The sequence below is a fragment of the Trichocoleus sp. DQ-U1 genome (assembly GCF_039961925.1).
GTDB lineage: Bacteria > Cyanobacteriota > Cyanobacteriia > Cyanobacteriales > FACHB-T130 > FACHB-T130.
Genome location: NZ_JAMPKB010000055.1, coordinates 1 through 25,811 on the forward strand (window position 1 = coordinate 1; position 25,811 = coordinate 25,811).

Here is a 25,811-nt window from a genome sequence, read left to right on the forward strand (position 1 = left end):
GTTCGACAATGAATATGATTTAGCCCTTGCTGTAATGGACGGCATGGAATCACGGAGTGAACAAGGGGGATATACGTTAGAGCGTTTTAGGTTTAAATCATCCTAGCTACTTAATAAATCTCTGCAAAGTTCCTCAAAATACATCATTTTTGTTTGTTCTTCTTCCCCTTGGCTCCCACTAGAGATGCAAAGCCTTGGTAAACGCCAATCATTAAGGCGAGGACTGTTACCATCGGGTGTCTGGACTTTGGCGGATCTACCCGTTGTATGGTGCTGGTAGAGGTTCCAGAGGAGCGATCGCCTTGGTCTTGTGCGGCAGCGGCTTTGATGTCGTCAGTGCGCGGTATTCCCTGCTTTGCCCTCGCTTCTTCACTAAGGGGTACGGCATTCTTAGAGGGGACAATTCGAGAGCCGTACTTGTTGGCGTAGACTTGAGTAAATTCGGCACCGAAAAAGAGAATCTGGGCGGAATAATTTACCCACAACAGCAGCACTACAAATGAGCCAGCTGCGCCGTAGGTTGAGCCGACACTGCCATTGCCTAGATACAACCCCAGTAAGTACTTACCAATGGTAAATAGTAAAGAGGTAATGGCGGCACCGATCCACACGTCACCCCAGGCAATTTTCGCATCTGGCAAAATTCTAAACATCAGCGCGAACAGCACCGTCACGACGCCGAAGGAGATGAAAAAGTTTAGGGCTTGCAGGAAGGGCAAACCGGGTATCAAGTGGCCCAAATAGTCGCCTACTGATGTCAAGCCGGCACTCAAGATCAACGAAACTAAGAGCAAAAAGCCGATGCCCAGTACCATTGCAAAGGACAAAAATCGGTCTTTGATAAAGCCTTTGATGCCGCGTCCAGGCTTGGGGGCGACTTCCCAGATGGTGTTGAGTGAATCTTGCAGCTGACCAAAAACGCCGGAGGCACCGAACAGGAGGAGACCAACGCTAATCAGAGTGGCAATTGTGCCTTCCTCTGCCTTGCGAGAATTTTGGATCATCTCTTGGACAGCTTCAGCACCCTGCTTGCCTAGCAATTCTCGAAGTTGCGTAACAATTCCCCCCTCAGCGGCTTCTTGTCCAAATACCAAAGCCGCGATCGCGATCGCAATAATGACTAGCGGTGCCAGAGAAAATACGGTGTAATACGCCAGCGCCGCCGCTAACCGCGATGCCTTATCTTCTTGCCATTCTGAAAAGGTGTCTTTAAGGAGTCCTACTATATCTTTTGGCTTCATAACTAACTTCTAGTCTGCACTACCACTCTTCTTTGAGTTTGCAGCGCCTTGTCGAGAAGTTAAAAGACCCGAAAGTTAGAGTTTGTCCAGAATTCCAGCTTACACCAGCCCTCGTTTTTTCAGTTTGGACAGTGCATCTTCAGCAGCAGCTTTCTCAGCATCTTTTTTGCTGCGTCCTTTACCTTCCCCGTAGGCTTTATCACCTACAAACACTGTGGCGATGAATTCTGGGGCGTGGGGTGTTCCGCCTGCTTGTTTTGTGACATATTTCGGTGGCGATGAGCCAAGGTCAGGGTCTGCTTGCACCCATTGTTGAAACCGATTTTTCGAGTCCACCTTGGAGAGAGACACTACAATATCCTCCGGAACGGAATCAAATAGTGGTTCTACAAAATCGCGGACTTTCTCAACATCTAAATTGTTATCTAAATAATAAGCGCCGACGACGGCTTCAAAGGTGCTGCTGAGTAAATTTGGATTATAGTAGCCTCCCTCGCGAATGGCACCTTGACCTAACCGCATTTTGAAGTTTAAACCAATCTCGGTAGCGAATTTGGCTAGCTGCTTTTCATCTACCAGCGCGGAACGCCTACGAGTCATTTGGTCTTCTCCCATTTGCGGGTGACGACGATAGAGATATTCGCCACTTAAGAAAGTTAGCAAAGCATCACCCAAAAATTCTAGACGTTCGTTGTTTTCGCACTCTCCGGAATTTTCATTGGCATAAGAACGGTGTGTAAGCGCATGAAGCAAGAGTTTTTCATTCTGAAAATATGGAAATTCCATTTTTATTTTTCCTAGTTTTGGGTAAATTAATTGCATGGAAATATCAGTACAAGTCATTGATGGCTATTAACTAGGTGAACACGAAAAAACCGCTCAATAGCGGTTTTTGGATAAACCCGGTTTCTATATCAAACCGAGTTTTTTGATAAGTAGCGATCGCTTGATTATCTAGCTTTTAGCAATCTGCTTAACTATACTAACAACATTTCTTCATTTTGCAATTTGATTTTCCCCTCTTTTTCAACAGCAGCAACAAATTTTTTAAACCGTGTAAATTTCGTACCGTCCTGTTTACGAATAGAGGAAACTCCTTGATAGTTAGGGAAATCTTGACTGTGACTCATCAGGCTGGCAATGATGCGATATGTTGTATGCTTACCTTTATTGACCGCAGTTTTGATAGCTTCAATAAGGCAGTCAACAGCATCATCGTAGTTGATATAAGACAGAACGCCATCTGTCTGAATCGAAGTATTGTTGCTAACTAGACTAAGCAACTCCTCTACAAAGTAGAATTTATCAGCACTCTTAATAAGCTCTTTACTTACACTACCTTGTTGAGCAAAGAATATGACTTTTTTCCCCTTTCCTTGTAACTCATCGAGTAAAATCTGACCGTAACAATCCCCAGTTACAAGGATTATTATATCTGAGCTATCGTTACTACAGTCTATGCACAATTTAATATCTACAGCGTTTTTGAAGCTCCGAGGAACATTAATACAGTCAAATTTCTGGTTTTCTAGCCTTGTTTTAGTTTTGTTTGCTCCACACCAATTACTATAAGCCTTTCGGTTGACTACAGCATCTCCTTGTAAACTAGCAAATCGCAACAAATAGTTCGCAAGTTTTACTTTTGGAACATTTTGGTAATCCCAATAAATTGAAACCGACTGTTGCTGCTGTTTTGTCCGTTTACAGGATGCTAGCTCAATATTTTTCATGCTAATGTGCCCAATTTTTTTTGTGGATTGGACAGCATCGATAAATCACGCATCTAGCGTCAGCAAAGCTTGGTTCAGGAATAAAAAATAATTATTTCCTATGACCAAACTCATAGTCCGAACGCAATTCTTCGTTGCTAAGATTAGAGTTGGCAGTCTCAGGCGCAGGATTTTGTAGTCTCCTACCAAGCGTCCAATCAACCAGTTGACCGGACATTCTGCTAGATTTTTGTCATCTTTCCAAATGCTTTGTCGGCTCGTTGACAAAGATCGAACTGAATGCTCAGTCAACTCGTTGACTAGACGCTCAGTAGAAGACTACAAAATCCTGTACCTGAGACAGCAATCAAAACTTCGCGCCTTTGAATGCGGATATTTTAGCTGTCTTTTTGCAGACTAGCATTGTCAGGATTCGGTGTCAAGGGCATTTCAGATTTATTTGTCAGAGCAGGACTTCGTTCTAATTGAAGGCGATCTCTTAGTCAGCCAGTAAGACATTGCGCTATGCTGAAAAGTTGGACTTGCGTCGCTTTTAAACTATGCCTGCATCTGTAGCTAACCCCGCCTTCCCCCTCGCTGCTGTTGTGGGGCAAGAAGCAATAAAAATGGCGCTGCTATTGGCAGCAATTGATCCCGGACTGGGAGGGGTAGCGATCGCGGGTCGTCGCGGGACTGCTAAATCGGTCATGGCACGCGCCTTGCACTCTCTCCTGCCCCCCATTGAAGTCGTCAAAGGATCGATTAGCAATTGCGATCCTGATTCTCCCAGCGAGTGGGATGACAAATTATTGGCAGAAGCGAATGCCCAGCCGGATGCTCCGATTGACGCGCAGGTGATTCCGGCTCCATTTGTACAAATTCCTTTGGGAATCACCGAGGATCGGCTGCTGGGTTCTGTGGATGTCGAGCAATCTGTTAAACAGGGGGACACGATATTTCAGCCTGGGTTACTGGCGACAGCACACCGGGGCGTCCTCTATGTAGACGAAATTAATCTACTTGATGAGCAAATTGCTAACCAACTGTTGACCGTTTTATCTGAAGGACGCAACCAGATTGAGCGGGAAGGGATTAGCTTTCAGCATCCTTGTAAGCCTTTATTTATTGCCACTTACAACCCGGAAGAAGGGCCACTGCGAGAACATTTGCTCGATAGAATTGCGATCGCGCTTTCCGCTGATGGCGTACTCGGTTTAGATGAACGAGTGCAAGCAGTAGAACAAGCTCTCGCCTACGCCAAATCTCCGGAACAATTTCTAGAACAGTACACCGAAGACATCGACAACCTCAAAACTCAGATTGTATTGGCGCGGGAATGGCTTAAAGATGTCCGGATTACCCGCGAGCAAATTGCTTATCTAGTTGATGAAGCAATTCGAGGCGGAGTGCAGGGACATCGAGCCGAACTCTTTGCGGTGCGAGTTGCTAAGGCTGCTGCGGCTTTAGAAGGTCGTACTAACGTGACGGCGGAAGACTTGCGCCGTGCGGTGGAATTGGTGATCGTGCCTCGCGCTACAGTCGTGCAGACGCCACCAGACGAAACGCCTCCGCCCCCACCACCACCGCCACCCCCCCAAGATGAATCTCAGCAAGAGCAGGATGAGCCGGATGAGAAGGATGAAGAGGAACCGGAAGAACCCCAGGAGGATCAGTCGAGTATTCCGGAAGAATTTGTCTTCGATCCAGAGGGTGTCATCCTCGATCCCACCGTGCTTTACTTTGCTCAGATGGCGCAACGTCACGGCAAGTCGGGCAGTCGCAGTCTGATCATTTCAGAAGATCGAGGGCGCTACGTCAAGCCAATGTTGCCAAAAGGCAAAGTGCGGAGAATTGCCGTTGATGCGACGCTCAGAGCCGCTGCACCCTACCAAAAGGCAAGGCGAGAGCGAAACGACGCTGCGATCGCTCAATCCCTCGGTGGTCAGGGAGGGCAAAGAGGAGATCGGCGGGTATTCGTCGAGCAGGGGGATGTTCGCTCCAAGCGCTTAGTCCGTAAAGCCGGAGCGCTCGTCGTTTTCGTCGTCGATGCCTCTGGCTCGATGGCGCTGAACCGAATGCAGTCAGCCAAGGGTGCAGTGATGCGCCTGCTGACGGAAGCCTATCAGAACCGCGACCAAGTGGCGTTAATTCCCTTCCGGGGAGAACAAGCCGATGTGCTGCTACCGCCAACCCGTTCGATTGCCTTAGCGCGGCGGCGTCTGGAGCTATTGCCTTGTGGCGGCGGCTCCCCTCTGGCTCATGGTTTGACTCAGGCAGTGCGCGTCGGGATGAATGCTCAGATGTCTGGAGATATTGGTCAGGTGGTGATTGTGGCGATTACCGATGGACGGGGCAATATTCCTTTAGCTCGTTCTTTAGGCGAACCGATACAGGAAGGGGAAAAGCCCGATATTAAAGCTGAATTGTTGGATATTGCTTCTAGAATTCGCGCTTTGGGGATTCAGTTGTTAGTGATTGATACGGAAAATAAATTTATTTCCACTGGCTTCGCGAAGGAATTGGCAAAGCAATCTGGGGGGAAATATTATCACTTACCCAAGGCAACGGAGCAAGCGATCGCTGGAGTGACCAGAGGCGCGATCGCAGATATGAAATCTCGCTAGTGCAAAAATCTCTAGGAACCCCACCCCCAACCTCTCCCCGCAAGCGGGGAAATCGGGGTTCCCTCTGGGGATTAGGGGCAGGGAGCCGGAGCCGCAGGCGATCGCGGGGTGGGGTTCTTTTATTACGGGTAATCAACCAGAGTTAATATCACTTCTCCCGATTACCAATTACCCATCTCAAAAACTCTTCACCGCCCTATATTTCGCTTCAACTGCTCAAGCTCGTCGTCCGCTTCCCAGTGCTTAAATTTAGCCTCTAATGGATCGGGACCACTGTTGATTGGGCGGTGGTAATTCTGATTCCAGCCAACCGTCTCCGCACGCTGCTGAGCTTGAGAACTTGTACGCGCTGCTTGCGCCTGAACGGCTTTAGTATGGACTTCCTGGCGGCGAACTTGAATTTGACGCTGTAGCTGTTTTGCTTGCTCGCTTCGCTGTTTAATCCCTTGCATCTGTCCCCAAAGTTGATTACCTTGACGTAGCAGGGCTGCTTCTCGCTCTTGGGCAGGCTGGACTAAATCGAACCTGTTGGCAGCTTTTGCCTTTTCAATCCGGACATGCCAGCGCTGAATTTCTTGAGCGGTTGAGAGGATTTCATCTTGTAATTTTTTCTCTTGCAGTTGCAGGTCTGCAATCAGCTTAAGGGCATCATCTTCTTGTTCCCGTAGCTGCTCCTCTAGCGCCTGTAATTCCAAATGAGGATTATTCCGCAAGAATTCTTCTAATCGGGTTTCTAAAAACCGGCTGAAATCGTCAAATAGACCCACTGCAAGAACTCCCACTACAGGTTTGTCATTATGTTAGCAATTAGGCGCGATCGCTCATCAGCCATTAGTCATTAGTCATTAGTAATAGACTTATGAGTGATCTCTAATGACTCATTTAAAACTTCTGCCCAACATAAACAGAACGGACTTCTCCGTTGCGTCGGATAACCGCTTCCTGATTCGAGATGGAAACCAAAGTCCATCCGCTAGAGCCAATGTTTTCGCCCACGCGGATGCGGTTGGCAACACCGCCGAAGTCAAATAGAGCAGCAGAGCGATCGCCCAATTCTAAGACTCCCACAAGCGTATGCGTCGCTGTAGGAGCCGGATCTGGGTTGGGTGCGGGTACTGCGGCTGGGGGCGCGGGGGGTGCTGGGGGTGCCAGGGGTGGTAAGGCAGGGATGGGAAGCCGAGGCATTGTGGCAGCCATCGGAGGCAGTGTCAGAGGTTTGGAACCCAATGGGGGTGCTGAGGGACGAACCGACGGTGCCGGACGACTGACTGGGGGTTTGGGACGCACTGGCGGCATCAAATTCACTGAGGGTGCGGGACGCACTGGCAGCATCGAACTCACTGAGGGCGCGGGACGCACCGGCGGTACCGGACGCCTTGGTAGTGATGGAAGCAAGGGAGGACGGACTAAGGGGGAAACGCCTTGCAGTCCTAGGGCAGATTGTGGAACTACAGACTGACTTTGGGGTGATGGATAGATGGGAATGTAGACTCTTTCCATAACACCCGATCCTCTCGCTGCCCCAGCCGTATTTCCGGGGACAGTTGTCACGGGCGGCAGATTAGTCCCTTGGGGCGCGGCGGCACTTCCCGTGCGTTTGTTCGCGTCAGCTTTGCGATCGATCACTTCAAGCGATCGCTGCATATAGTTCACAAACTGCTCATCTGCTTTAGACTGAACCTCTTGGCTGACGGGTGTAACCGTTGCGGGGGGAGAAAAGAGCCAATTGAGCCTGCCCTGGCTCACCAGCCACAGTAGCAATGTAGCTGCCGCCGATGTCAAAGCCAGTCCTAGCAGGAGTTTCTCGAATAATTTGCCTTCCCCACGATCCTTGTTGTCTTCGGGTTGAATCTCCTCTACGCTGATATCCAGCGCTAGAGGCGTTTGCACAATACTGCGGGGTGTATTGTCTGGTTGCTCCTGGAGCAGCTCCTCTGGTGGCACCCAGGTAGGGGGCAAGGTGACTTGCGAAACTTGGACAGGTTGTAAGGAGATATACTCTGACTGCGGCTGCTCTGGAGTTGAGATGCTACCGCCCTCCAAAACCCGGTCGATGTCTGCAAACAAGTCGTCCATCAATTGATCGGCATATTTGTCAACCGACCAAGGTTGGATAGAAGTGGAATTTGCCAAGGGTGCTGAGTCCCTCTGGTTATTGCTAACATCCTGAGTCATCGATTGCTCACTCTCGTGGCTACACTGAATCAACGATAAGCCTTAAGACATTTGATGGGGCTTATATCGGTACAGAAATTCCTAATTGTGGGACATTATTCCCTAAGGCAATCAGTTGTCAATGCTCCCTGACTGATTGGTTCAAAGAACGCCTTACTTCTAGCTTATATTTTCCCGTGGCGACCAAGCCAATTTTGTCGTTAAATTGGGCTTGACCCAGTTAGCAAACCATGCTTTTTGTCACTTGTCAATTGTCAACGGGTAGACAGGCGACGAATCTCGTCTCTCGGTCAGTTGTTGATGTTTTTACCACTCACTCAGGCAAGGAGGCGGTACCAAAAAAGCCTCTACGATGACTGGCTGCTAACCAAGGCGGTTTGCCGAGAGCGTAATTCTAGATATACCAGTAAAGCGTTGATATCAGCCGGATTGACGCCGCCAATTCGAGCTGCTTGACCAATCGTGAGCGGTTGCACTTGCGCTAACTTTTCACGAGACTCCTTCGAGAGAGTCTCGATCGCTGCATAATTTAGATCCGGCGGTAGCTGGCGGTTTGCATGACGGCTCACTTGGTCAATTTGGTGCTGCTGACGCTGGAGATACCCAGAGTATTTGAGATCGATTTCTGCGCCTTCTTTCTCCACGGAGTCTAGACTGGGGTTGCTCAGTCCGTAACGATCTAAGTCAACGTAATGGAAACCAGGGCGTCGTAGCAAATCAGCCAGAGTAATCGAGCCTTTGATGGCTTGTTGGGTGTCAGACGCGATCGCCTTCCCGATCTCATCATGCTCCTTAATCCGCGTCGAGTACAACCGTTCCTTCTCAGCAGCAATATTCGCTTGCTTGTGTTGGAACAACTCCCAGCGACGGTCATCAATTAAGCCGACTTCCCGACCCAGAGGCGTCAAGCGCTGATCTGCATTATCTGACCGCAGTAATAACCGATACTCAGAGCGGCTAGTCAGCATCCGGTAAGGTTCCCGCAAATCTTTGGTACACAGATCGTCCATCAGCGTCCCGATGTAACTGTGTTCGCGCGGGAATACAATCATTTCTTGATTGCGGACAAATCGAGCTGCATTAATTCCCGCTACAATGCCTTGAGCAGAGGCTTCTTCATAGCCGGTCGTGCCGTTAATTTGCCCAGCACAAAATAATCCCTCTACCTTTTTGGTCATCAGTGTCGGATAGCACTGGGTTGCGGGTAAATAATCATACTCCACCGCGTAAGCTGGACGCAGCATCGTACAGTTTTCTAGACCGGGGAGACTTCGCAACATTTGCAACTGCAAATTCTCTGGCAATCCCGTCGAAAAGCCTTGAATATACAGTTCTGGAATATCCCGTCCTTCCGGTTCAATAAAAATCTGGTGGCTTTCCTTATCGGCAAAGCGCACAATTTTATCTTCAATGCTGGGACAATAACGCGGTCCCTTTGCATCTACCCAACCGCCATAAACTGGCGACAGATGCAGATTTTCTCGAATAATCCGATGAGTCTCCGGCGTCGTCCGGGTGAGATAACAAGGCATCTGCTCCCGTTCCACCCAAACTGAGGGGTCAAAGCTGAACCACCGCACCTCCGTATCACCCGGCTGGGGTTCCAAATTAGTATAGTCTAGCGATCGCTTATCAACCCGTGCTGGAGTCCCCGTCTTTAGTCGCCCCGTTTCAAATCCGAGTCGATTCAAAGTTTCTGTCAACCCAACTGCGGCAAATTCCCCCGCACGACCCGCTGACATCGACTTGTTCCCGACCCAGATGCGACCCCCCAAAAAAGTGCCCGTCGTCAGGATGACTGCTTTGCAACCAAACGCCACACCAAAGTAAGTCTCGACGCCAATCACTTCATCGTTAGCGCCCATTACCAAATCTGTGACCATGCTTTCGCGGATTGTCAAGTTTTCCTGGTTCTCGACAATCTCCTTCATCACCGCCGCATATTCCCGTTTATCCGTCTGCGCCCGCAATGCCCATACCGCAGGCCCTCGCGACGAGTTCAGAATCCGCTTTTGTAGGTAGGTTCGATCCGCCATTTTCCCAATTTCCCCACCCAACGCATCGATTTCGTGAGTCACCTGGGACTTGGCAGGGCCACCGACTGCTGGGTTACACGGTTGCCAAGCAATTTTGTCCAGGTTAAGGGTCAGCAGCAGGGTACGACAGCCCAATCGTGCTGTAGCGAGGGCAGCTTCGCAACCGGCGTGTCCGGCTCCGACTACAACAACATCAAAAGCGTCTTGAAATTCTACGGGCGATCGCGTGGTCATGGTCATGGTAAGTGTCTGAGTAGCAAGGACTCATCCTTCATATTAGCGATTACACCAGTCTGCTTGGAGTTTCAGCCATTGAGTGGCAAAATAAACCCGATTTAGACAGTATATAGACTTAATTCTATCGGGTGATTCTTTTCAAGTTAAAGCATATCACTCGGATTTGTCGGATGAGGTTTCGTATTCAAGATTTGTCGATTGAATACAAGGTTGGTTACTATGCCAAAACTCAGATTGATTTCTCTGTACTGCGAACGGACTGAAGACAACGCCGGGGCTGATGAAGCTTACTTGGTTGTGAATGGACAACAAGTTGGAGGCGTACAAAGTATCAACGATCGCGAAGCACGCAACCTCACTTATATCCCGCCGATTTCTTTTACATCTTCTGCTGAAATTCGGCTTTATGACCAAGATACGGGGATTTTCGATAAGGATGATTATCTGGGCACGTTAAATGCTTCAAGTAGTCAAGTAGGCCGTGGAGAGCAACGGGGTAAGTTTACTGAGGATGATGCAGACTACACTTTGACCTGGGAAGTTCTGGCAGATTAAGTATTCTTACTTCGTCTGTTTTTACTTGATAGGGAAAAAGTTGCATAAAACGTTTTAAAAAGACACGGAGAACCGTGTCTTTTTAATTCATTATTATCTAGTTAAAGGATTTTTTTTGTAGAGTATTTTATTTTAAATCATATAAAGTGCGATCGCCTTCATCAACCAAGATACGTTAGCCAAGGGACGCTTTGTTCGCTTCGCCTTGAATCCTTTTGCATTCCCTCAAGCTCACATAAGGGCGATCGCCAGTCATGCTTCTTGGAAAGGGTAACAAAATATACTTATAAGTTTAATTTATATTCTTTTGCTGAGTGGATTTCGTCATAACCAGGACATCTGGGTGATAGAAGTGGTAGTTAATGGTGAACAACTTCCAAATCTAGGGCCTGTATAAAGAAAGTTGAAAGTTCGTGAAGTATTTTTTCCTTTCTGATGGATGGACTGTCGGTCGAGTATGGGAATTCGGCGGCTTGTGGAACGAAAACTCTTGGCGACGCAAACCCGAAATTCAGCAAATGAACCTTTGCATCTTCGAGCAAGGCGAAAAACTGTGGCTGTATCGAGTAGAAGACGCCATTCTTATGGTCGAAGTCAAACCCACAGCTCATGTCCCAACTGAGTCAGCCAATCAGAATATTGGTCAAGTAGTGCTAAAACGCTTGATTGATGCTGAAGAGGTCATCCAGAGAATGAACGAGTCAGCAGCGTTACCCCAACTCAGCAGCACCCAGGAGTCGGGATGAAAGGTTAAGAATGCGATCGCTACCTTAATCCCAACTGTCAACCCGCTTGCAATGGATTCTAACAATAGTTACACTTCTTTAAATGGTAACTCCCCTCGGTCTTCCGACCTAGGAATGGCGTGAACCTGGTGTGACGAGGCCAAAAACCTTATCGACACGATAAATCGTGTCTGTAACATCTGCCGAGGTAAAACATCAAGTACGCGAAACTCTCATGCAAAAAGCCTGCAATCGGCATGGCTTTTAAAGCTAAGAGTAGGTAACATAATCTTTCATTTTCACTTTTGCCTTGTGAAACAGTCCCGCAGTCTTGCAAGAGAGCTTCTCTGGCTTAGATTATGGTAAACAACGGCAAATCGCACATAAAAAAAGAAGCGTCGAAGTAGACACTTATTCATCTGAGGAGGAGCGTAGTCAATGGGACTACCCTGGTACCGAGTACACACAGTCGTCCTGAACGATCCAGGTCGATTGATATCTGTACACCTGATGCATACTGCCCTCGTGGCAGGCTGGGCCGGTTCGATGGCCCTGTACGAACTCGCAATTTTTGACCCCAGCGACCCAGTCCTGAACCCCATGTGGCGTCAGGGGATGTTTGTACTGCCATTCATGGCTCGCTTGGGTGTAACCGAATCCTGGGGTGGTTGGAGCATTACTGGCAGCTCAGGAAACTACCCTGGCGTATGGTCATTTGAAGGCGTTGCTGCCGCTCATATCGTCCTTTCCGGTCTGCTGTTCCTAGCTGCCGTCTGGCACTGGGTTTACTGGGATTTGGAACTGTTTAGAGACCCCCGCACCGGCCAACCAGCGCTCGACTTGCCAAAGATGTTTGGCATTCACCTGCTTTTGTCGGGTCTTTTGTGCTTTGGATTCGGTGCATTCCACCTGTCGGGGCTATTTGGCCCTGGTATGTGGGTTTCCGACCCCTACGGTATCACTGGCAGCGTCCAACCTGTCGCGCCAGAGTGGGGACCCGATGGCTTTAATCCGTTCAATCCTGGCGGTGTCGTCGCTCACCACATTGCAGCAGGTGTCGTAGGAATTATCGCTGGTTTGTTTCACCTAGCAGTTCGACCCCCAGAGCGGCTCTACAAAGCTTTGCGGATGGGGAACATCGAAACCGTGCTTTCCAGCAGTATTGCCGCTGTATTCTTTGCCGCCTTCGTTGTGGCAGGTACGATGTGGTACGGCAGTGCTACAACTCCGATTGAGCTGTTTGGTCCTACCCGCTATCAGTGGGATGGCGGTTACTTCAAGCAAGAAATTGACCGGCGCATTCAAGCCAATATTGCTGAAGGGGCGAGCGCTTCCGAAGCTTGGTCGCAAATTCCAGAAAAACTCGCATTTTATGACTATGTCGGAAACAGCCCTGCGAAGGGTGGTTTGTTCCGCGCAGGTCCAATGAATAAAGGAGATGGGATTGCTCAGGCTTGGTTAGGGCATCCAATATTCAAAGATGCTGAAGGTCGGGAATTGTCGGTACGTCGTCTTCCCAACTTCTTTGAAACCTTCCCCGTGATCTTGACCGATAAAGACGGTGTGATTCGCGCCGATATTCCGTTCCGTCGGGCAGAATCAAAAAATAGCTTTGAGCAAGCGGGTGTCACCGTAAGCTTATACGGCGGTGCTTTGGATGGGAAAACTTTTGATGATCCCGCTAAAGTGAAGCAATTTGCTCGTAAAGCTCAGCTGGGTGAGCCTTTTGCCTTCGACCGCGAAACGCTGAATTCTGACGGGGTGTTCCGCACCAGTCCCCGTGGCTGGTTCACATTCGGACACGCTGTATTTGCTCTGTTGTTCTTCTTCGGGCACCTCTGGCATGGCTCTCGGACTCTGTTCCGGGATGTGTTTGCTGGGGTTGAAGCTGACCTGGAAGAGCAGGTTGAGTGGGGTCTGTTCCAGAAAGTGGGTGACAAGAGTACCCGCAAGAAGGAAGCTGTCTAGAAATGTAATCAGGCGAAAGGCAAAAGTTAAGTATTTTTCTTTGACCTTTTGCCTTTTTAGTTTTTCTTGACAAGGTAGACTGGTAGTAAAGCAAACAATCAGGAAATTCTGATATGGAAGCCGCTGCTTACATTTTGATTTTGACCCTCGCATTGGGTACTCTCTTCTTTGCGATCGCTTTCCGCGAACCTCCTCGGATTGAGAAGAAGTAGTTCGCACCTAAAGCTCGCAGCACTACAACTTAATATTTAGGAAAAGCTACTGAGCCGCAACTGTCTTAACCCTTGTATTTCCACAAGGGTTAAGATAATAACCGGCTCAGCTTTTCCAATTTTAGGTATTTCTTTAGTAAAGTGGCAGATAATTCTAATCCTTCCTCACGCTCGTCTATCCAACAAGCGAGGACTTTTTAAAATGCAATGTCCTTTATGCCAGTACACCGATAGCCGTGTCCTTGAGTCCCGTTCCACGGAAGCCGGACAAAGTATCCGGCGACGCCGCGAGTGTTTGAAGTGCAATCATCGCTTCACTACCTACGAACGCATTGAATTTGTTCCAATTACGGTGATCAAACGGGGAGGTCAGCGAGACTCCTTTGATCGTTCCAAGTTAATTCGTGGGATTGTTCGAGCCTGTGAAAAAACCGGCATCCCCCAAGGAACTCTGGAAGTATTGGTTGATGAAATTGAAGCAGAATTACAGCAGCGCATCATCAGAGAAGTCACCAGTCAAGAAATTGGGGAATTAGTCCTCCAGCGTCTGCAATCTATCAGCGAAGTTGCATATATCCGTTTTGCCTCGGTCTATCGGCAGTTTCAAGGAATTCGAGATTTTGTGGATACCTTGAATCATCTGCGAAGTCATGGCAGTGGAACAGAGGAAGACACTGAACTAACAGATCCTCTCGAAAATAATAAGTCTTCCTTATCAGAGCCTGGTGACACAGCAATCCAGGCTTCTTTGTTTATTGGTTATTAGTAACTAGCGGTTGACAAAGCTGCTATAGTATGCGCTAGAAATGCGGTGGTTACAGCCGAACATTTTTGAACTCAAATTTATCTAGCTTTCGTCCTGGCGACGTTGTAATTGGTAAAGCGATCGCTCTGGAGCCGGAAGGCGCTTTGATTGATATTGGCGCACCAACAGCTATTTTTCTCCCAATTCGGGAAATGTCAATCAATGAGATTGACTCTCCAGAAGAAGCCTTGCAATTGAACGAATCCCGCGAATTTTTGATTGTAAATCAATACGATGAAGCGGGGAATTTGATACTTGGTCTTTCGATACGACAGCTTGAGAAAAAGTTGGCTTGGGAACGAGTGCGTCAAATGCAAGCCGAAAACGTCACAGTTTACGCCATAATTTTTGAAACTCATCGCTTTGGCGTATCAGTTAAAGTTGAGGGGTTGCGCGGCTGTGTTTTACATTCTCGTCTCGATACCCGTAAGCCGAAAGAAGAGTTAATGGGAGAAGAAATCCCTATCAAGATCGTTGAGGTAGATGAAGACCGCGATCGCTTGTTTGTTTCCCATCGACTAGCACTGTATCCAGAAGGGATACAGCATTTAGAAGTTGGTCAAGTTGTTACTGGGAGAGTACTTGCACTCAAGCCGTATGGTGCATTTATCAATATTGCAGTCATTAACGCTCTGCTGCACATTTCCGAAATTTCCCACGCTGACTTTGACAAACCTGAAAGTATTTTTAAGGTCGATGATGAAATAAAAGCAATGATAATTTCGATGGATGCTGAGAAAGATCGCGTCTCACTCTCCACAAAAGCACTAGAACCCGAACTAGGTGATATGCTGAAAAATCCTCAGAAAGTCTATGAAAAAGCTGAGGAAATGGCGGCAAAGTACCGCAACCAGATGCAGAAATAGTAGTTGTTGCCTCAGATGTAGTCTTTAGCTGAAATACCGCTTACCTACTGCTAGGGAGCAATTTTAGCCAAACGGAGGATGAGCAAATTAAGTTATAATATCCTGTCTGGACAACTTCTCGCTCCTAGAAAATCTCATACAATAGGTTTGGCGAGAGAGCTATGTAGGTGTAAACTGCACGCGGTAAACGTGGGCGTACATCGACAGGAGGCACAGTTAAATACGGAGATAACACCAGGAAACGATACGCATGGTCAATCAGAAAACAACCGCTACAGCAGATATTGGATTTTCTCACGAAGATTTTGCGGCCCTACTCGATAAGTACGACTATCACTTTAATCCCGGTGATATTGTCGCCGGTACCGTGTTCAGTTTAGAGCCTAGGGGCGCTCTGATTGACATTGGCGCTAAAACAGCGGCTTACATTCCGATTCAGGAGATGTCAATCAATCGGGTTGATGCTCCGGAAGAAGTGTTGCAGTCCAACGAGACGCGAGAATTTTTCATTCTGACCGACGAGAATGAAGATGGACAGCTAACCCTTTCCATCCGCCGCATTGAGTACATGCGAGCATGGGAGCGAGTCAGGCAGTTGCAGACAGAAGACGCTACAGTGCGATCGCTTGTCTTCGCTACCAATCGCGGTGGTGCATTGGTACGAATTGAAGGATTGCGCGGGTTTATTCCCGGTTCTCACATCAGCACTCGCAAACCCAAGGAAGATTTGGTTGGTGAAGAACTACCCCTAAAATTCTTAGAGGTAGACGAAGACCGCAACCGTCTAGTTCTGTCGCACCGACGGGCGCTGGTCGAGCGGAAGATGAATCGCCTGGAAGTGGGCGAGGTCGTTATTGGAACAGTACGAGGCATCAAGCCTTATGGTGCATTTATCGATATTGGCGGCGTCAGCGGACTGCTGCACATCTCCGAGATTTCCCACGACCACATCGACACACCTCACAGCGTCTTCAATGTCAATGATGAAGTGAAAGTGATGATCATTGACCTTGATGCTGAACGGGGACGGATTTCGCTCTCCACCAAGCAGCTAGAGCCAGAACCAGGCGACATGATCAAGAACCGCGATCGCGTCTATGACATGGCGGAAGAAATGGCGGCTAAGTATCGGGAGCAGATGCGAGCCAAGCTGCAAGGCACTACGATACCTTCTATAGAAATCGGCGTTTCTGACGAAGAAGCGCTACCTCCTATCGAAGATGAAGACGTGCCGCCTGCTACAGAAGAGGCAGAAGTGCCACCCGCTATCGAAGCTGAAGAGGTGCCACCCGCTACAGAAGAGGAAGAAGAGTCACCTGATACAGAAGCTAAAGAGCTGTCACCTGCTATAGAACAAGAGTAATTTTGTTAGGAGACAGAGAAATTTCAGATTTGAAATTTGAAATTAGTAATGACCAAAGAGGGAATTTCCCTCTTTTTTTATTGCGGTTTAATGAGTTGAGGAGGAAATTTTGGTAACAATTCGCTGTCGAGAGGTCACGTTCCCGAATATCCAGGCGGTAATTTTTGACAAGGACGGCACCCTAGAAGATTCGGAGTCATTTTTGAGAAAGTTGGGGCAAAAGCGATCGCGCATTATAGACGCCCAAATTCCCGGAACCGGAGACCCTTTATTAATGGCGTTTGGCATTAATGGAGATACTCTCGATCCGACGGGGTTATTAGCCGTAGGCAGTCATGGAGAGAATGAAATTGCTGCTGCTGCTTATATTGCTGAGACCGGACGGGGGTGGCTGGAATCAAGAGCGATCGCTCGTCGCGCCTTTAATGAAGCAGATCAATTTCTAAAAGATGCTGCCCCTTCCCCCTTATTTGTCGGTTCTTTGGAAGTGCTGCAACTTCTGTTTCAAGCTGGCTTAAAATTAGGAATTTTATCAGCTGCTTCTACCTCACGAGTAGAAGCATTTGTCAAGCGTCATCAGCTCTCGCCCTATATCCAGCTAGAGATGGGAGTGGATGAAGGTCCAACTAAACCCGATCCAGCCTTATTTTTGCAAGCTTGCCAGAGACTGGGAGTTTCACCCAGCAATACTCTGATGGTGGGAGATTCTGCCGGAGATATTCAAATGGCACGTCAGGCGGGGGCGGCTGGTTGTATTGGCATCTGCTGGGGAAAACCGGAGGCGGCGCATCTAGAAAGTGCAGATGTCGCGATCGCGCAACTCGACGAAATTCAAATTCTGGATGCGAATGGCTAGTTAGGAGAACCTCCAACGATCAATTAGCCATTAGCTATCAGGTAAATTCCCAAGGCGATCGCGATAACCAGCTAACAGGTTTTCCATATCAGCAAGCTGTTGTTGAGCGAATTCCCGCTGCTGGCGTTCTTGTTCAGCTCGTTGCTGTTCTTGTTCGGCTCGTTGGCGTTCTTGTTCGGCTTGTTCTTCTGCCTGCTGTCGCCTCTGAGTTTCCCGCTTTAGCGCCTGCATTAGCTCATCGGCAATTAGCAACTTTTCCCCAGTATCTTCTCGGTAAAAGCCAAGTAGTTTCCCTTTTAGGAAAGCCTTGGGAATAGTCAAGAAACTGGTTAGCAAGAACAGTTGCCTGACGCTCTGCCAAGTATTGTTTGAGGACTTCCAAAGTCGTCAAAATGGCATAGAGATGGTCATAGGTTTCTGCTACTGGTTCACCATCGGCACTAGGGTAAAAGATTTCTGCGGTTGGGCTGTCGGTAAAATTGCTGTCATCACTAGCACCGTCTCAGCGTCACCGATTTATTTGTAATTGGCATGAGCGCGATCGCTTTCGTGTCCACCAAGAGCGACTATTCTGATAAAAATCATCGAAAAATTCCCGCTACAAAGCGAATCCCGATGTCTTCCCACTGTAACGCCAAATACTAGGGCAGCCGATTCGCTTCATCAAAGCTTTATCAAATAAATTGACCATAATAGCGATCGCGTCTCAATGTTTTTAGGATCGCAGGTTAAAATAGCTTAACTTAACTCAAATCACTGCCCTAGCAAGAGCCATCATCCCAGGAGGAATTGCCCTTGTCTCGTCGCTACCTATTTACGTCTGAATCTGTTACTGAAGGTCATCCCGATAAAATCTGCGATCAGATTTCTGACACCATTCTAGATGCGCTACTGACACAAGACCCCAGCAGCCGCGTCGCCGCAGAAGTCGTCGTCAACACCGGCTTAGTGCTAATCACAGGTGAAATTACCACCAAAGCTCAAGTAAATTTCGTTAACTTAGCCCGGAAAAAAATTGCAGAGATCGGCTACACCGATGCCGATAATGGCTTCTCTGCCAACAGCTGCTCAGTCTTGGTTGCCTTGGATGAACAATCCCCAGATATTGCCCAAGGTGTTACCACCGCGCAGGAAACCCGCGAAGAAGCCAGCGACGACCAATTAGACGCCATTGGCGCTGGCGATCAAGGCATCATGTTTGGCTTCGCCTGCAACGAGACACCGGAACTGATGCCCTTGCCGATCAGTTTGTCACACCGAATTTCTCGCCGCCTTGCAGCAGTTCGGAAAACTGGACAATTGCCTTACCTGCGTCCAGACGGCAAAACTCAAGTAACGGTTGCCTATGAAGGTGGGAAACCCGTTGGGATTGACACCATCCTGATTTCCACCCAGCACACCGCCAACATTGGTGAAATTAGCGAGCAATCCGCAGTCCAAGCCAAGATTAAAGAAGATTTGTGGGCGGCGGTTGTACAACCCGTTTTTGCGGATATGGCGATTCAGCCGGACGAAGAAACCCGCTTTCTAGTCAACCCCACTGGCAAATTCGTCATCGGGGGACCTCAAGGCGACTCTGGTCTGACCGGACGGAAAATTATTGTTGATACCTATGGCGGCTACTCCCGTCATGGTGGCGGTGCCTTCTCCGGAAAAGACCCGACAAAAGTAGACCGCAGTGCGGCTTACGCTTGTCGCTATGTGGCTAAAAACATTGTGGCGGCTGGCTTGGCAGAAAAATGCGAAGTCCAGTTGAGCTATGCAATTGGTGTTGCTCGACCCGTCAGTATTTTGGTAGAAACCTTCGGTACCGGCAAAGTAGACGATGAGCGCTTACTGGAACTGGTGAAACAGAACTTTGAATTGCGCCCAGCGGGGATTCTCCAAGAATTCAAATTACGTCACTTACCCAGCGATCGCGGCGGTCGTTTCTACCAAGATGTCGCTGCTTATGGTCACTTTGGACGGACGGATTTAGATTTGCCTTGGGAACAAACTGACAAAGCAGCACTCCTGCGGGAAGCAATGACCGAGTGTGAAGCGACTGCTTAACCCTTGTACTTCAAGTACCTGAATACCTCGAAGCTTAAAGCCGAAGAGATGCTTGCTTTGAAAAAAGCAGTTTCCTCTCGGCTTTTTTGTGAGGGTCAACAAAAAAGTTTAGATAAAAAAACATTAAAATCTTCTAGGCTAATTTTCAACTAAATAAAATGACTGCTTAATGAGAAGTCAAATGCTTAAAAGCTCTCGCCTACAGGCATTATTACCCTATTTGACCTTGTTACTTTGGTCAGTCCCTTTATTGCTATTCAGTCACGAACAGCAAAGCCTAATGGCGCATGATGAGGGACTTTACTCTTGGCGAGCTAAATTAATAGTGGAGTCTAGCAACTGGTTAAAGCCCTCTATCGCTAATTATGGTAAAACTCCCGGTGCCTATTGGTTGATTGCCAGTTCATTCTCGCTGTTCGGCATTAGTGAGGTAACTGCGCGAATACCGAGCATCATTGCTGGCATCATTAGCGTGATATTGGTCTATGAAATTGGGACAATTTTGTTAAGTAAACGAGCCGCATGGTTAGCAGCGGCAATTCTAAGTGTTGAGTTTTTTTGGTTTCAATATAGTCGATTAGCCGTTCCAGATGTGCCGATGGTTTGCATGGCACTTTTGGGTATTTGGTCTTTATTAAAAGCTGAACGACATCCAAAATATCAAGGTTTTTGGAGCTTCGTCGCTGGTATAAGTTTAGGCCTGGGCTTCTTAATCAGAAGCTATATGATTTTTTTGCCAGCGATCGCGCTGTTACCTTACCTAATTTGGGAGCATCGTCGTCACCGACATCTCTCGAATCCCATGCTCTATTTAGGCTTTGCAGTTGGCTTCAGCCCAACAATCGTCTGGCTTTTGAATGGCTGGCTGTACTATGACAAAGATACTTTTCAGGAATTGTTCCAGTTTATTTTCAGGCTTAGCTCAGATGAAAGTGATGGAAATACTTGGCCTTACTATTTCTGGAATGTTCCAGCCAAAGCTTTTCCCTGGCCTTTTTTCAGCCTATTAGGTATAGGCATTTGTTTGCGAAATCTACTTCCTCGACAGAAGCTAATATTAGTTTTCCTTCCGCTGATTCTGTTTGTAGAACTCAGTTTTTTCTCGACTCGTTTGCCCCATTATGCTTTGGCTCTTTATCCTTTTGTGGCTTTATTGGCAGGACTTGCTTTGGATTGGCTTGCCATAATTTATGAGAACAAATCGCCGCGAAAATGGCTTCCGCAAAATCTCAGTTATGCCTTTGGGGGGTTAGCTTGCTTATTAGTGTTAGCAGGTGTGGCGTTGTACGGTAGTTTTCCGATTCCTGCCGTGAAAGGGGATGCACAAATACAAAAGTATGGAGCGATCGCTCTTGGTTTGGGGTTGGGTTGGCTAATGTTACCAGTGGTGTGGATAGGTCGTTATTACTTTGGCAAGAAGTTTTTAACGGCTCGTTATTGGTTAGCAGCTTGGTTGGTAGGACCTTGGTTTGCTTTAGCCGTAGCGGGAAGCACGGGTTTAATTGGAGATTACAACCCTGAGATCAAGGCATTAATGCAGCAGCCGGAAATTGCTGCTGTGTTACAAACTCATCCAGTGAATTGGATCAGAGGAACGGGAAAAACTGGAGTGCTACTATGCTTTTACACTCCCGATTTGGCGAAACAGGTTAAACAAGTTTCAGAGCTGCAACCGTCTAGCTACGCTTGGATTAGGTCAGAACAACTCGCCAATTTATCCTCGCCTTACCGAGCGATCGGGAAAGTCCGAGAGTGGCAACTTATTCAAGTATTGCAGTGAGCGATCGCTACAGCTTCATTAGCGTTTAACGTTCATTCAGGTCAACGCAAATGCAGGGATGGAAACAACAACTCCATCGGTTGAAAAAAGAAACCTACGCAATTTACTTGGCTTGTAAAGATCCCAGAGTTCCTTGGTATGCAAGGATATTGGCTGGGTTGATCGTCGCCTATGCCTTTAGTCCGATCGATCTCATTCCAGATTTTATCCCAGTCATTGGTTATCTAGACGATCTGATTCTTGTGCCGCTGGGAATTTGGCTGGTACTGAAGATGATTCCCCCAGCCGTGATGGCGGATTGTCGGGAAAGAGCAACAAGCGCGATCGCTCAAGATAAACCTACGAATTGGATTGTTGCCTTTATTATCGTGGCTATCTGGTTTGGGTTAGGGACTTTAGGTGTAATTTGGATTGGACGCATCCTGAAACGTTAAGCCGCTCTTTAATAGCGAATTTGCAAGGTAACGGATGAAATAATCTTCTGTTCGCCACCCACAACCGGCGTGTCAGCAGCCTGATTTCGAGGGGATAATAAAGCCTGCTCGGAGGCGATGACTGGCTGTGGTGGATTGACTCCATTGATTTGAATGCTGACAATTTCTCGCTGATTGAGAGCGAGTGCCCCCAACGCCGCTGCTGCTTGCTTTTGGGCGTCTTCGGAGGCTTTTTTAATCGCTTCCTGTTGAGCCTGCGCGATTGCTTCATCCGCAGCAACAAGATTAACGCCATCAATTCGTGTTGCACCGGCTTTGATGGCATCATCTAACAGCGTCCCGGCTTTTTCATGACCAGTCCGAAAACTTACAATGTTGGTGCCGATATATCCATTGAGGGTTTGCTTACCGTCTTTGAAACTATAGTTAGGAGCGAGAGTAATCCCAGTCGTTTTTAGTTCTTCCACCTGACGGGATTTCAGCAGTTTCACTACCGCAGAAGAGCGTTGGGCGACTTGCTGCTGAACTTCCTGAGAAGTTTTCCCCTGAACTTCCACACCCAAACGCGCTTGCGCGATCGTTGTCGAAATGCTGACATCTCCTTTTCCGGAGACAGTCAGGCTTCTGGGTAGTTTCTCTAGCGTCGGGGCAGATTGGCAGGCACTCAGGCTGAGGATACCCAGCGCTAGAGAAACAATTTTTACACGATTCCAGAAATTCGGCTTAGCACTACACGGGAGAAAGCGATTCATATTTTGGAACACAAATTAGAACAACAAATAATCTCGTGTTCCTAATCTGGCACTGTAGCTTTCGAGTAGTGCTTTAGGTTACATTTTTGGAAACTTAACCCTTTCCTCGATCTTGTTTAAAACACCATACAAATCACATTGGCTCAGCGGTGGTGCTGTTATAAAAGAAGTGGAGCTAAGGGTCGAGCGAGACTCGACTCGATCTAATAGGGCTGATTTGGTCATTTTTAGCAGCAAGGCAAGGAATTTGTGCTGATGCAACCTCAAGAGCCAACCGCTGCTGACGACACCACAGAGAGCCAAAAAGTTTTAGCGACTCAGCCGCTCTCGACCGACTGCCACTCGCTAAAATCTCTCTTACCTTGGAAACCGAAAGCCGGTTCTTGGCGCATCCACCAAAAGATTGGCTACGGCTATTTCCTAGCAATTGCGATTGGCTTTTTCGGTTCGCTAGCTGGGTTAGTAATCGCAGACTATTACCAAGGGCAAGGCGTCAAACAACTCAATGATGCCCACGTACAAGCACAACTGCTCGGAAATTTTAAGGATGCGGTCATCGAGGTGCAATTACATGGTTCGCATTTAGCTGCTGTACTAGAGGATTCACAACAGCTGCAATTGGAAAAAGCGCAATTTTTCGACTGTGTTAGCAAAGCTAAGAAGTTGAGGTTGGAAATTGAACGCTTCATCAAGAGCAACCCTGCCTGGTTAGCAGCAACCCCCGACACAATACAGGAATTATTGCAGGCTTACACGACTACTTTGGACTCCTACGTTCAGCAAACTGAGTCTAGCTTGCAACCAATTGACCAATTGCAATTGCAGCCAAAGGCGGTTGAGTCAGCGCGACGGCAACTACTCATCGCGATCCGTGGGGAGTCAGCGATGACTTTAGAGCGCTTCAATGCACAATTGAGCAACCTCCTTGACATGGCTCAAAAGCAGGAGCAGCAAGGGAGAGAAGTGATGGAGAATGCTCAAGGACTGGAGAAAATCATTATTATCTTGAGTATGCTTGTTTCGGTTGCGATCGCAGGAACGATGGCGCTGCGTACCAGTCGCGCGATCGCACAGCCAGTCGTCACAGTTACTCAAGTAGCTCAGCAGGTAGCACGGGAATCTAATTTTGATCTGCGTGCCCCTGTTACCACTGGCGATGAAATTGGATCGTTAGCCACTTCTCTGAATCATCTCATCGAACGGGTATCCGAACGAACCAAAGAATTGCAACAAGCGAAAGAATTAGCTGAAGCTTCTAGTACATCCAAAAGTCAGTTTCTGGCGAATATGAGCCACGAGCTGCGTACACCCTTAAATGCCGTCATTAACTTGAGCAAACTTCTCGAAGAAGATGCCCAGGATCTGGGCTTAAGCGATGAAGATTTTATTAGCGATCTTCAATCAATTAACTCTGCTGGCAAACATCTTCTGGCACTGATTAATGACATCCTCGACTTGTCGAAGATTGAAGCCGGGAAAATGACTCTCTACCCGGAAACGTTTGATATCAAAATGTTAATTATTAGCGTTGTCATAACAGTAAAACCGTTAGTAGAGAAGAATGGAAATGTCTTAGACGTTCATTGTGACGAGAATCTGGGGACCATGTACGCTGACCAGATTAAGGTGCGGCAGGTATTGTTTAATTTGCTCTCCAATGCTGCTAAGTTTACCGAGCAAGGTCGAGTGACGCTGACGGTGCAGAAAGATGAAAGCGCGATCGCCCAGAGTCAACTATCAGCAGCAAGTCTAAAAACCCGAAACTCTGACTCATCCTTGACCCTAAATCCTTCATCCTTAAAAACGTCCTTCATCCTTTTTCGGGTCGCCGATACTGGGATAGGTATCTCGGATGAACAACAACAGCAATTGTTTCAAGCCTTTATGCAAGGAGATGCCTCGACGACGAAAAAGTATGGCGGTACTGGACTGGGTTTGGCGATTAGCCGTCACTTCTGCCAGATGATGGGGGGTGATATTACTGTAGAAAGTCAGGAAGGGATGGGGTCTAGTTTCACGGTTCGCCTCCCCTTGAGTTTGTAAAGGACAGGGCTTACGCAAGGGACATTTCAGTCCAGTTTCACCATTGACGTACAGACAGCGGCGTCAAGCCAATGCCCCGAATCACGCGATGCTCATTCCCACTGTATTGCCGCCTGACCAGTATTGTCGCCTGACCAGTTCAATCGAGTCTGAATAACGCTTGTCTAGAACCGTATCATTTAATAGCACTTAGGCATTCTCGGACGGTTGTAGAAGGGGTTCCACGGTGTCCCGTATCATTTAATAGCACTTAGGCATTCTCGGACGGTTGTAGAAGGGGTTCCACGGTGTCCCACAACTTTCGAGGCGTCAACTTCTCGCCACACAGATAGCGATTGATACGAGCGAGCCTAATACCCTCAAGATGATCGACCAATTTCGTGACCGTGTTGTTGACAGGACTGCTCAGTAGATATTGGCAGTAGTCGAGTTTGGTGAAGCTGATCTCCTCAGTTTAAATTTTTGAGCAGTCTTCTTTAATAAGAAGCTCAGGCATAAAACACAAAGACCTGCCATCGCACTGGGTTCCGGAACAGGATTGGGAGATGGAGCTTGACGAAGCGTCACAGTTAGCAGTTCTGGAGGAATATCTGTACGGACAGAGCCAATAGTATCTTCTCTTCCGTAACCAATGCGTAATGCATAGTCGTTGGGGTCACTAGAGAGTTGATTGACTAAAGAAAAATTATCAAACCAGAGAACAAAGAAATAAGAGGTAGGAATGGGGACTGGATCCGGTAAATTTAAATCAAAACCTCTGAAAAAGAAGCTCAAACTAGAAAACTCTCCTGGCCCAATTCCACCGCCAAACCCCGCAGAAGTAGTCGCTCTAGTATTCACATTTGCCGTATCAGAATATGGAACTGGCGAACCGTCTATTTTAAGGTCTGATATCGCGTTTGGGAAGAAACCAGCGGTTGGAGAAGAATCCTGATCTGTCACCGAGGTATCTAAAGTAAAAGAAATTTCTTTTCTAAAACTTCTTAAAGAAAAGTCCAACAAAGCAGCTTCAGAGGGAGCTGAATTTATACCCATTGTGAGCAACGCTGCTCCCCCGACAATTCCTGTAACTTTTCTCATTAAACTCATAAGGTGTTCCTCTCATGCAGAATTAAGTTGAAGCCGAGAATGTAGACAGACCCAGCAGTTAGAATTCCTTGCCTACTAAGTTGCAATTAAAGGTGCCCTAGCCAGGTATTGAATACAACTCAGCCGTAAAAGGAAGCCTACTATTCTCCTCTGTAAATTTCTAGTAATTCCACGTAGACTTTACTGAAAAAATAAAAAGTATCTATATATAAACAGTTTATATATGTAAAGACTTATTAAATGTAATTTTATTAGAGTGACCTACCAACGGCTTGTCTAGCCATGAAAG

The 25,811-nt window shown here is 47.6% G+C and carries 22 protein-coding genes and 1 pseudogene; 14 read left to right on the forward strand and 9 right to left on the reverse strand.

Going from position 1 to position 25,811, the window contains the following annotated elements; all coding sequences use genetic code 11:
* Positions 1-143 precede the first annotated feature (143 nt).
* The 3 genes from NDI34_RS20005 to NDI34_RS20015 all read right to left on the reverse strand — a co-directional run bounded on the left by NDI34_RS20005 (position 144) and on the right by NDI34_RS20015 (position 2,971).
* Entirely contained in the window at positions 144-1,241 is a 1,098-nt protein-coding gene (locus NDI34_RS20005) for a YihY/virulence factor BrkB family protein (RefSeq protein ID WP_190683580.1), read from the reverse strand.
* Positions 1,242-1,340: 99 nt separating this feature from the next.
* Entirely contained in the window at positions 1,341-2,027 is a 687-nt protein-coding gene (rnc, locus tag NDI34_RS20010; protein ID WP_348233616.1) for a ribonuclease III, read from the reverse strand.
* 191 nt (positions 2,028-2,218) lie between these two features.
* Complete coding sequence (locus NDI34_RS20015) at positions 2,219-2,971, reverse strand: NYN domain-containing protein (protein WP_348233617.1); 753 nt, start codon at positions 2,969-2,971, stop codon at positions 2,219-2,221.
* Positions 2,972-3,510: 539 nt separating this feature from the next.
* On the opposite strand from NDI34_RS20015, the gene bchD reads away from it, so the two are divergent.
* Positions 3,511-5,574 carry a magnesium chelatase ATPase subunit D gene (gene bchD, locus NDI34_RS20020; RefSeq protein ID WP_348233618.1) on the forward strand — a complete coding sequence of 688 codons (2,064 nt, stop codon included), beginning with the start codon at positions 3,511-3,513 and terminating at the stop codon, positions 5,572-5,574.
* Positions 5,574-5,720 (forward strand): hypothetical protein, encoded by a 147-nt coding sequence (locus NDI34_RS20025; RefSeq protein WP_190433701.1) that lies wholly within the window; start codon positions 5,574-5,576, stop codon positions 5,718-5,720. The genes bchD and NDI34_RS20025 overlap by 1 nt, the downstream gene beginning before the upstream one ends.
* 42 nt (positions 5,721-5,762) lie before the next feature.
* On the opposite strand, the gene NDI34_RS20030 is transcribed toward NDI34_RS20025, so the two are convergent.
* The 3 genes from NDI34_RS20030 to mnmG all read right to left on the reverse strand — a co-directional run bounded on the left by NDI34_RS20030 (position 5,763) and on the right by mnmG (position 10,019).
* On the reverse strand, positions 5,763-6,341 hold the full coding sequence (locus tag NDI34_RS20030) for a TIGR04376 family protein (RefSeq protein WP_190425136.1): 579 nt from the start codon (positions 6,339-6,341) through the stop codon (positions 5,763-5,765).
* Positions 6,342-6,456: 115 nt separating this feature from the next.
* Positions 6,457-7,749, reverse strand: a complete 1,293-nt coding sequence (locus NDI34_RS20035; RefSeq protein ID WP_348233619.1) for a hypothetical protein — start codon at positions 7,747-7,749, stop codon at positions 6,457-6,459.
* A 347-nt stretch (positions 7,750-8,096) separates the two neighbouring features.
* Complete coding sequence (gene mnmG, locus NDI34_RS20040; protein ID WP_190526531.1) at positions 8,097-10,019, reverse strand: tRNA uridine-5-carboxymethylaminomethyl(34) synthesis enzyme MnmG; 1,923 nt, start codon at positions 10,017-10,019, stop codon at positions 8,097-8,099.
* A 222-nt stretch (positions 10,020-10,241) separates the two neighbouring features.
* Here mnmG and NDI34_RS20045 point away from each other — a divergent pair, with 222 nt between their 5' ends.
* From NDI34_RS20045 to NDI34_RS20080, 8 genes are all read left to right on the forward strand, one after another.
* Complete coding sequence (locus NDI34_RS20045; RefSeq protein WP_190433697.1) at positions 10,242-10,577, forward strand: hypothetical protein; 336 nt, start codon at positions 10,242-10,244, stop codon at positions 10,575-10,577.
* Between the two features lie 413 nt (positions 10,578-10,990).
* On the forward strand, positions 10,991-11,323 hold the full coding sequence (locus NDI34_RS20050) for a hypothetical protein (RefSeq protein WP_190425142.1): 333 nt from the start codon (positions 10,991-10,993) through the stop codon (positions 11,321-11,323).
* Between the two features lie 417 nt (positions 11,324-11,740).
* A complete protein-coding gene (gene psbB, locus NDI34_RS20055) occupies positions 11,741-13,270 on the forward strand; it encodes a photosystem II chlorophyll-binding protein CP47 (protein ID WP_190411295.1) in 1,530 nt (509 codons plus the stop codon).
* Positions 13,271-13,383: 113 nt separating this feature from the next.
* Positions 13,384-13,482, forward strand: a complete 99-nt coding sequence (locus NDI34_RS20060) for a photosystem II reaction center protein T (protein WP_190411294.1) — start codon at positions 13,384-13,386, stop codon at positions 13,480-13,482.
* A gap of 202 nt (positions 13,483-13,684) precedes the next feature.
* Complete coding sequence (nrdR, locus tag NDI34_RS20065) at positions 13,685-14,248, forward strand: transcriptional regulator NrdR (RefSeq protein ID WP_190526488.1); 564 nt, start codon at positions 13,685-13,687, stop codon at positions 14,246-14,248.
* Positions 14,249-14,313: 65 nt separating this feature from the next.
* Positions 14,314-15,153 carry a S1 RNA-binding domain-containing protein gene (locus NDI34_RS20070; RefSeq protein WP_190683600.1) on the forward strand — a complete coding sequence of 280 codons (840 nt, stop codon included), beginning with the start codon at positions 14,314-14,316 and terminating at the stop codon, positions 15,151-15,153.
* Between the two features lie 250 nt (positions 15,154-15,403).
* Positions 15,404-16,516: a 30S ribosomal protein S1 gene (locus tag NDI34_RS20075; RefSeq protein ID WP_190433695.1), complete on the forward strand. Its 1,113-nt coding sequence runs from the start codon at positions 15,404-15,406 to the stop codon at positions 16,514-16,516.
* A gap of 109 nt (positions 16,517-16,625) precedes the next feature.
* Positions 16,626-17,372, forward strand: coding sequence for an HAD family hydrolase (locus NDI34_RS20080; RefSeq protein ID WP_190411290.1), 747 nt, complete (start codon positions 16,626-16,628; stop codon positions 17,370-17,372).
* 30 nt (positions 17,373-17,402) lie between these two features.
* Here the strand turns inward: NDI34_RS20080 and NDI34_RS20085 are convergent.
* Positions 17,403-17,861, reverse strand: a pseudogene (locus NDI34_RS20085) (hypothetical protein).
* 306 nt (positions 17,862-18,167) lie between these two features.
* Here NDI34_RS20085 and metK point away from each other — a divergent pair.
* The 3 genes from metK (at position 18,168) to NDI34_RS20100 (ending at position 21,638) form a co-directional block, all read left to right on the forward strand.
* Positions 18,168-19,424 (forward strand): methionine adenosyltransferase, encoded by a 1,257-nt coding sequence (gene metK, locus NDI34_RS20090; RefSeq protein WP_190411289.1) that lies wholly within the window; start codon positions 18,168-18,170, stop codon positions 19,422-19,424.
* A gap of 181 nt (positions 19,425-19,605) precedes the next feature.
* Positions 19,606-21,204 (forward strand): glycosyltransferase family 39 protein, encoded by a 1,599-nt coding sequence (locus NDI34_RS20095; protein WP_348233620.1) that lies wholly within the window; start codon positions 19,606-19,608, stop codon positions 21,202-21,204.
* 50 nt (positions 21,205-21,254) lie between these two features.
* Complete coding sequence (locus tag NDI34_RS20100; RefSeq protein ID WP_348233621.1) at positions 21,255-21,638, forward strand: YkvA family protein; 384 nt, start codon at positions 21,255-21,257, stop codon at positions 21,636-21,638.
* A gap of 8 nt (positions 21,639-21,646) precedes the next feature.
* Here NDI34_RS20100 and NDI34_RS20105 read toward each other — a convergent pair whose 3' ends face one another.
* On the reverse strand, positions 21,647-22,390 hold the full coding sequence (locus NDI34_RS20105) for an SIMPL domain-containing protein (protein ID WP_348233622.1): 744 nt from the start codon (positions 22,388-22,390) through the stop codon (positions 21,647-21,649).
* 255 nt (positions 22,391-22,645) lie between these two features.
* On the opposite strand from NDI34_RS20105, the gene NDI34_RS20110 reads away from it, so the two are divergent.
* Positions 22,646-24,433, forward strand: a complete 1,788-nt coding sequence (locus NDI34_RS20110; protein WP_348233623.1) for an ATP-binding protein — start codon at positions 22,646-22,648, stop codon at positions 24,431-24,433.
* A 405-nt stretch (positions 24,434-24,838) separates the two neighbouring features.
* Here NDI34_RS20110 and NDI34_RS20115 read toward each other — a convergent pair whose 3' ends face one another.
* Positions 24,839-25,522, reverse strand: coding sequence for a hypothetical protein (locus NDI34_RS20115; protein ID WP_348233624.1), 684 nt, complete (start codon positions 25,520-25,522; stop codon positions 24,839-24,841).
* Positions 25,523-25,811 lie beyond the last annotated feature (289 nt).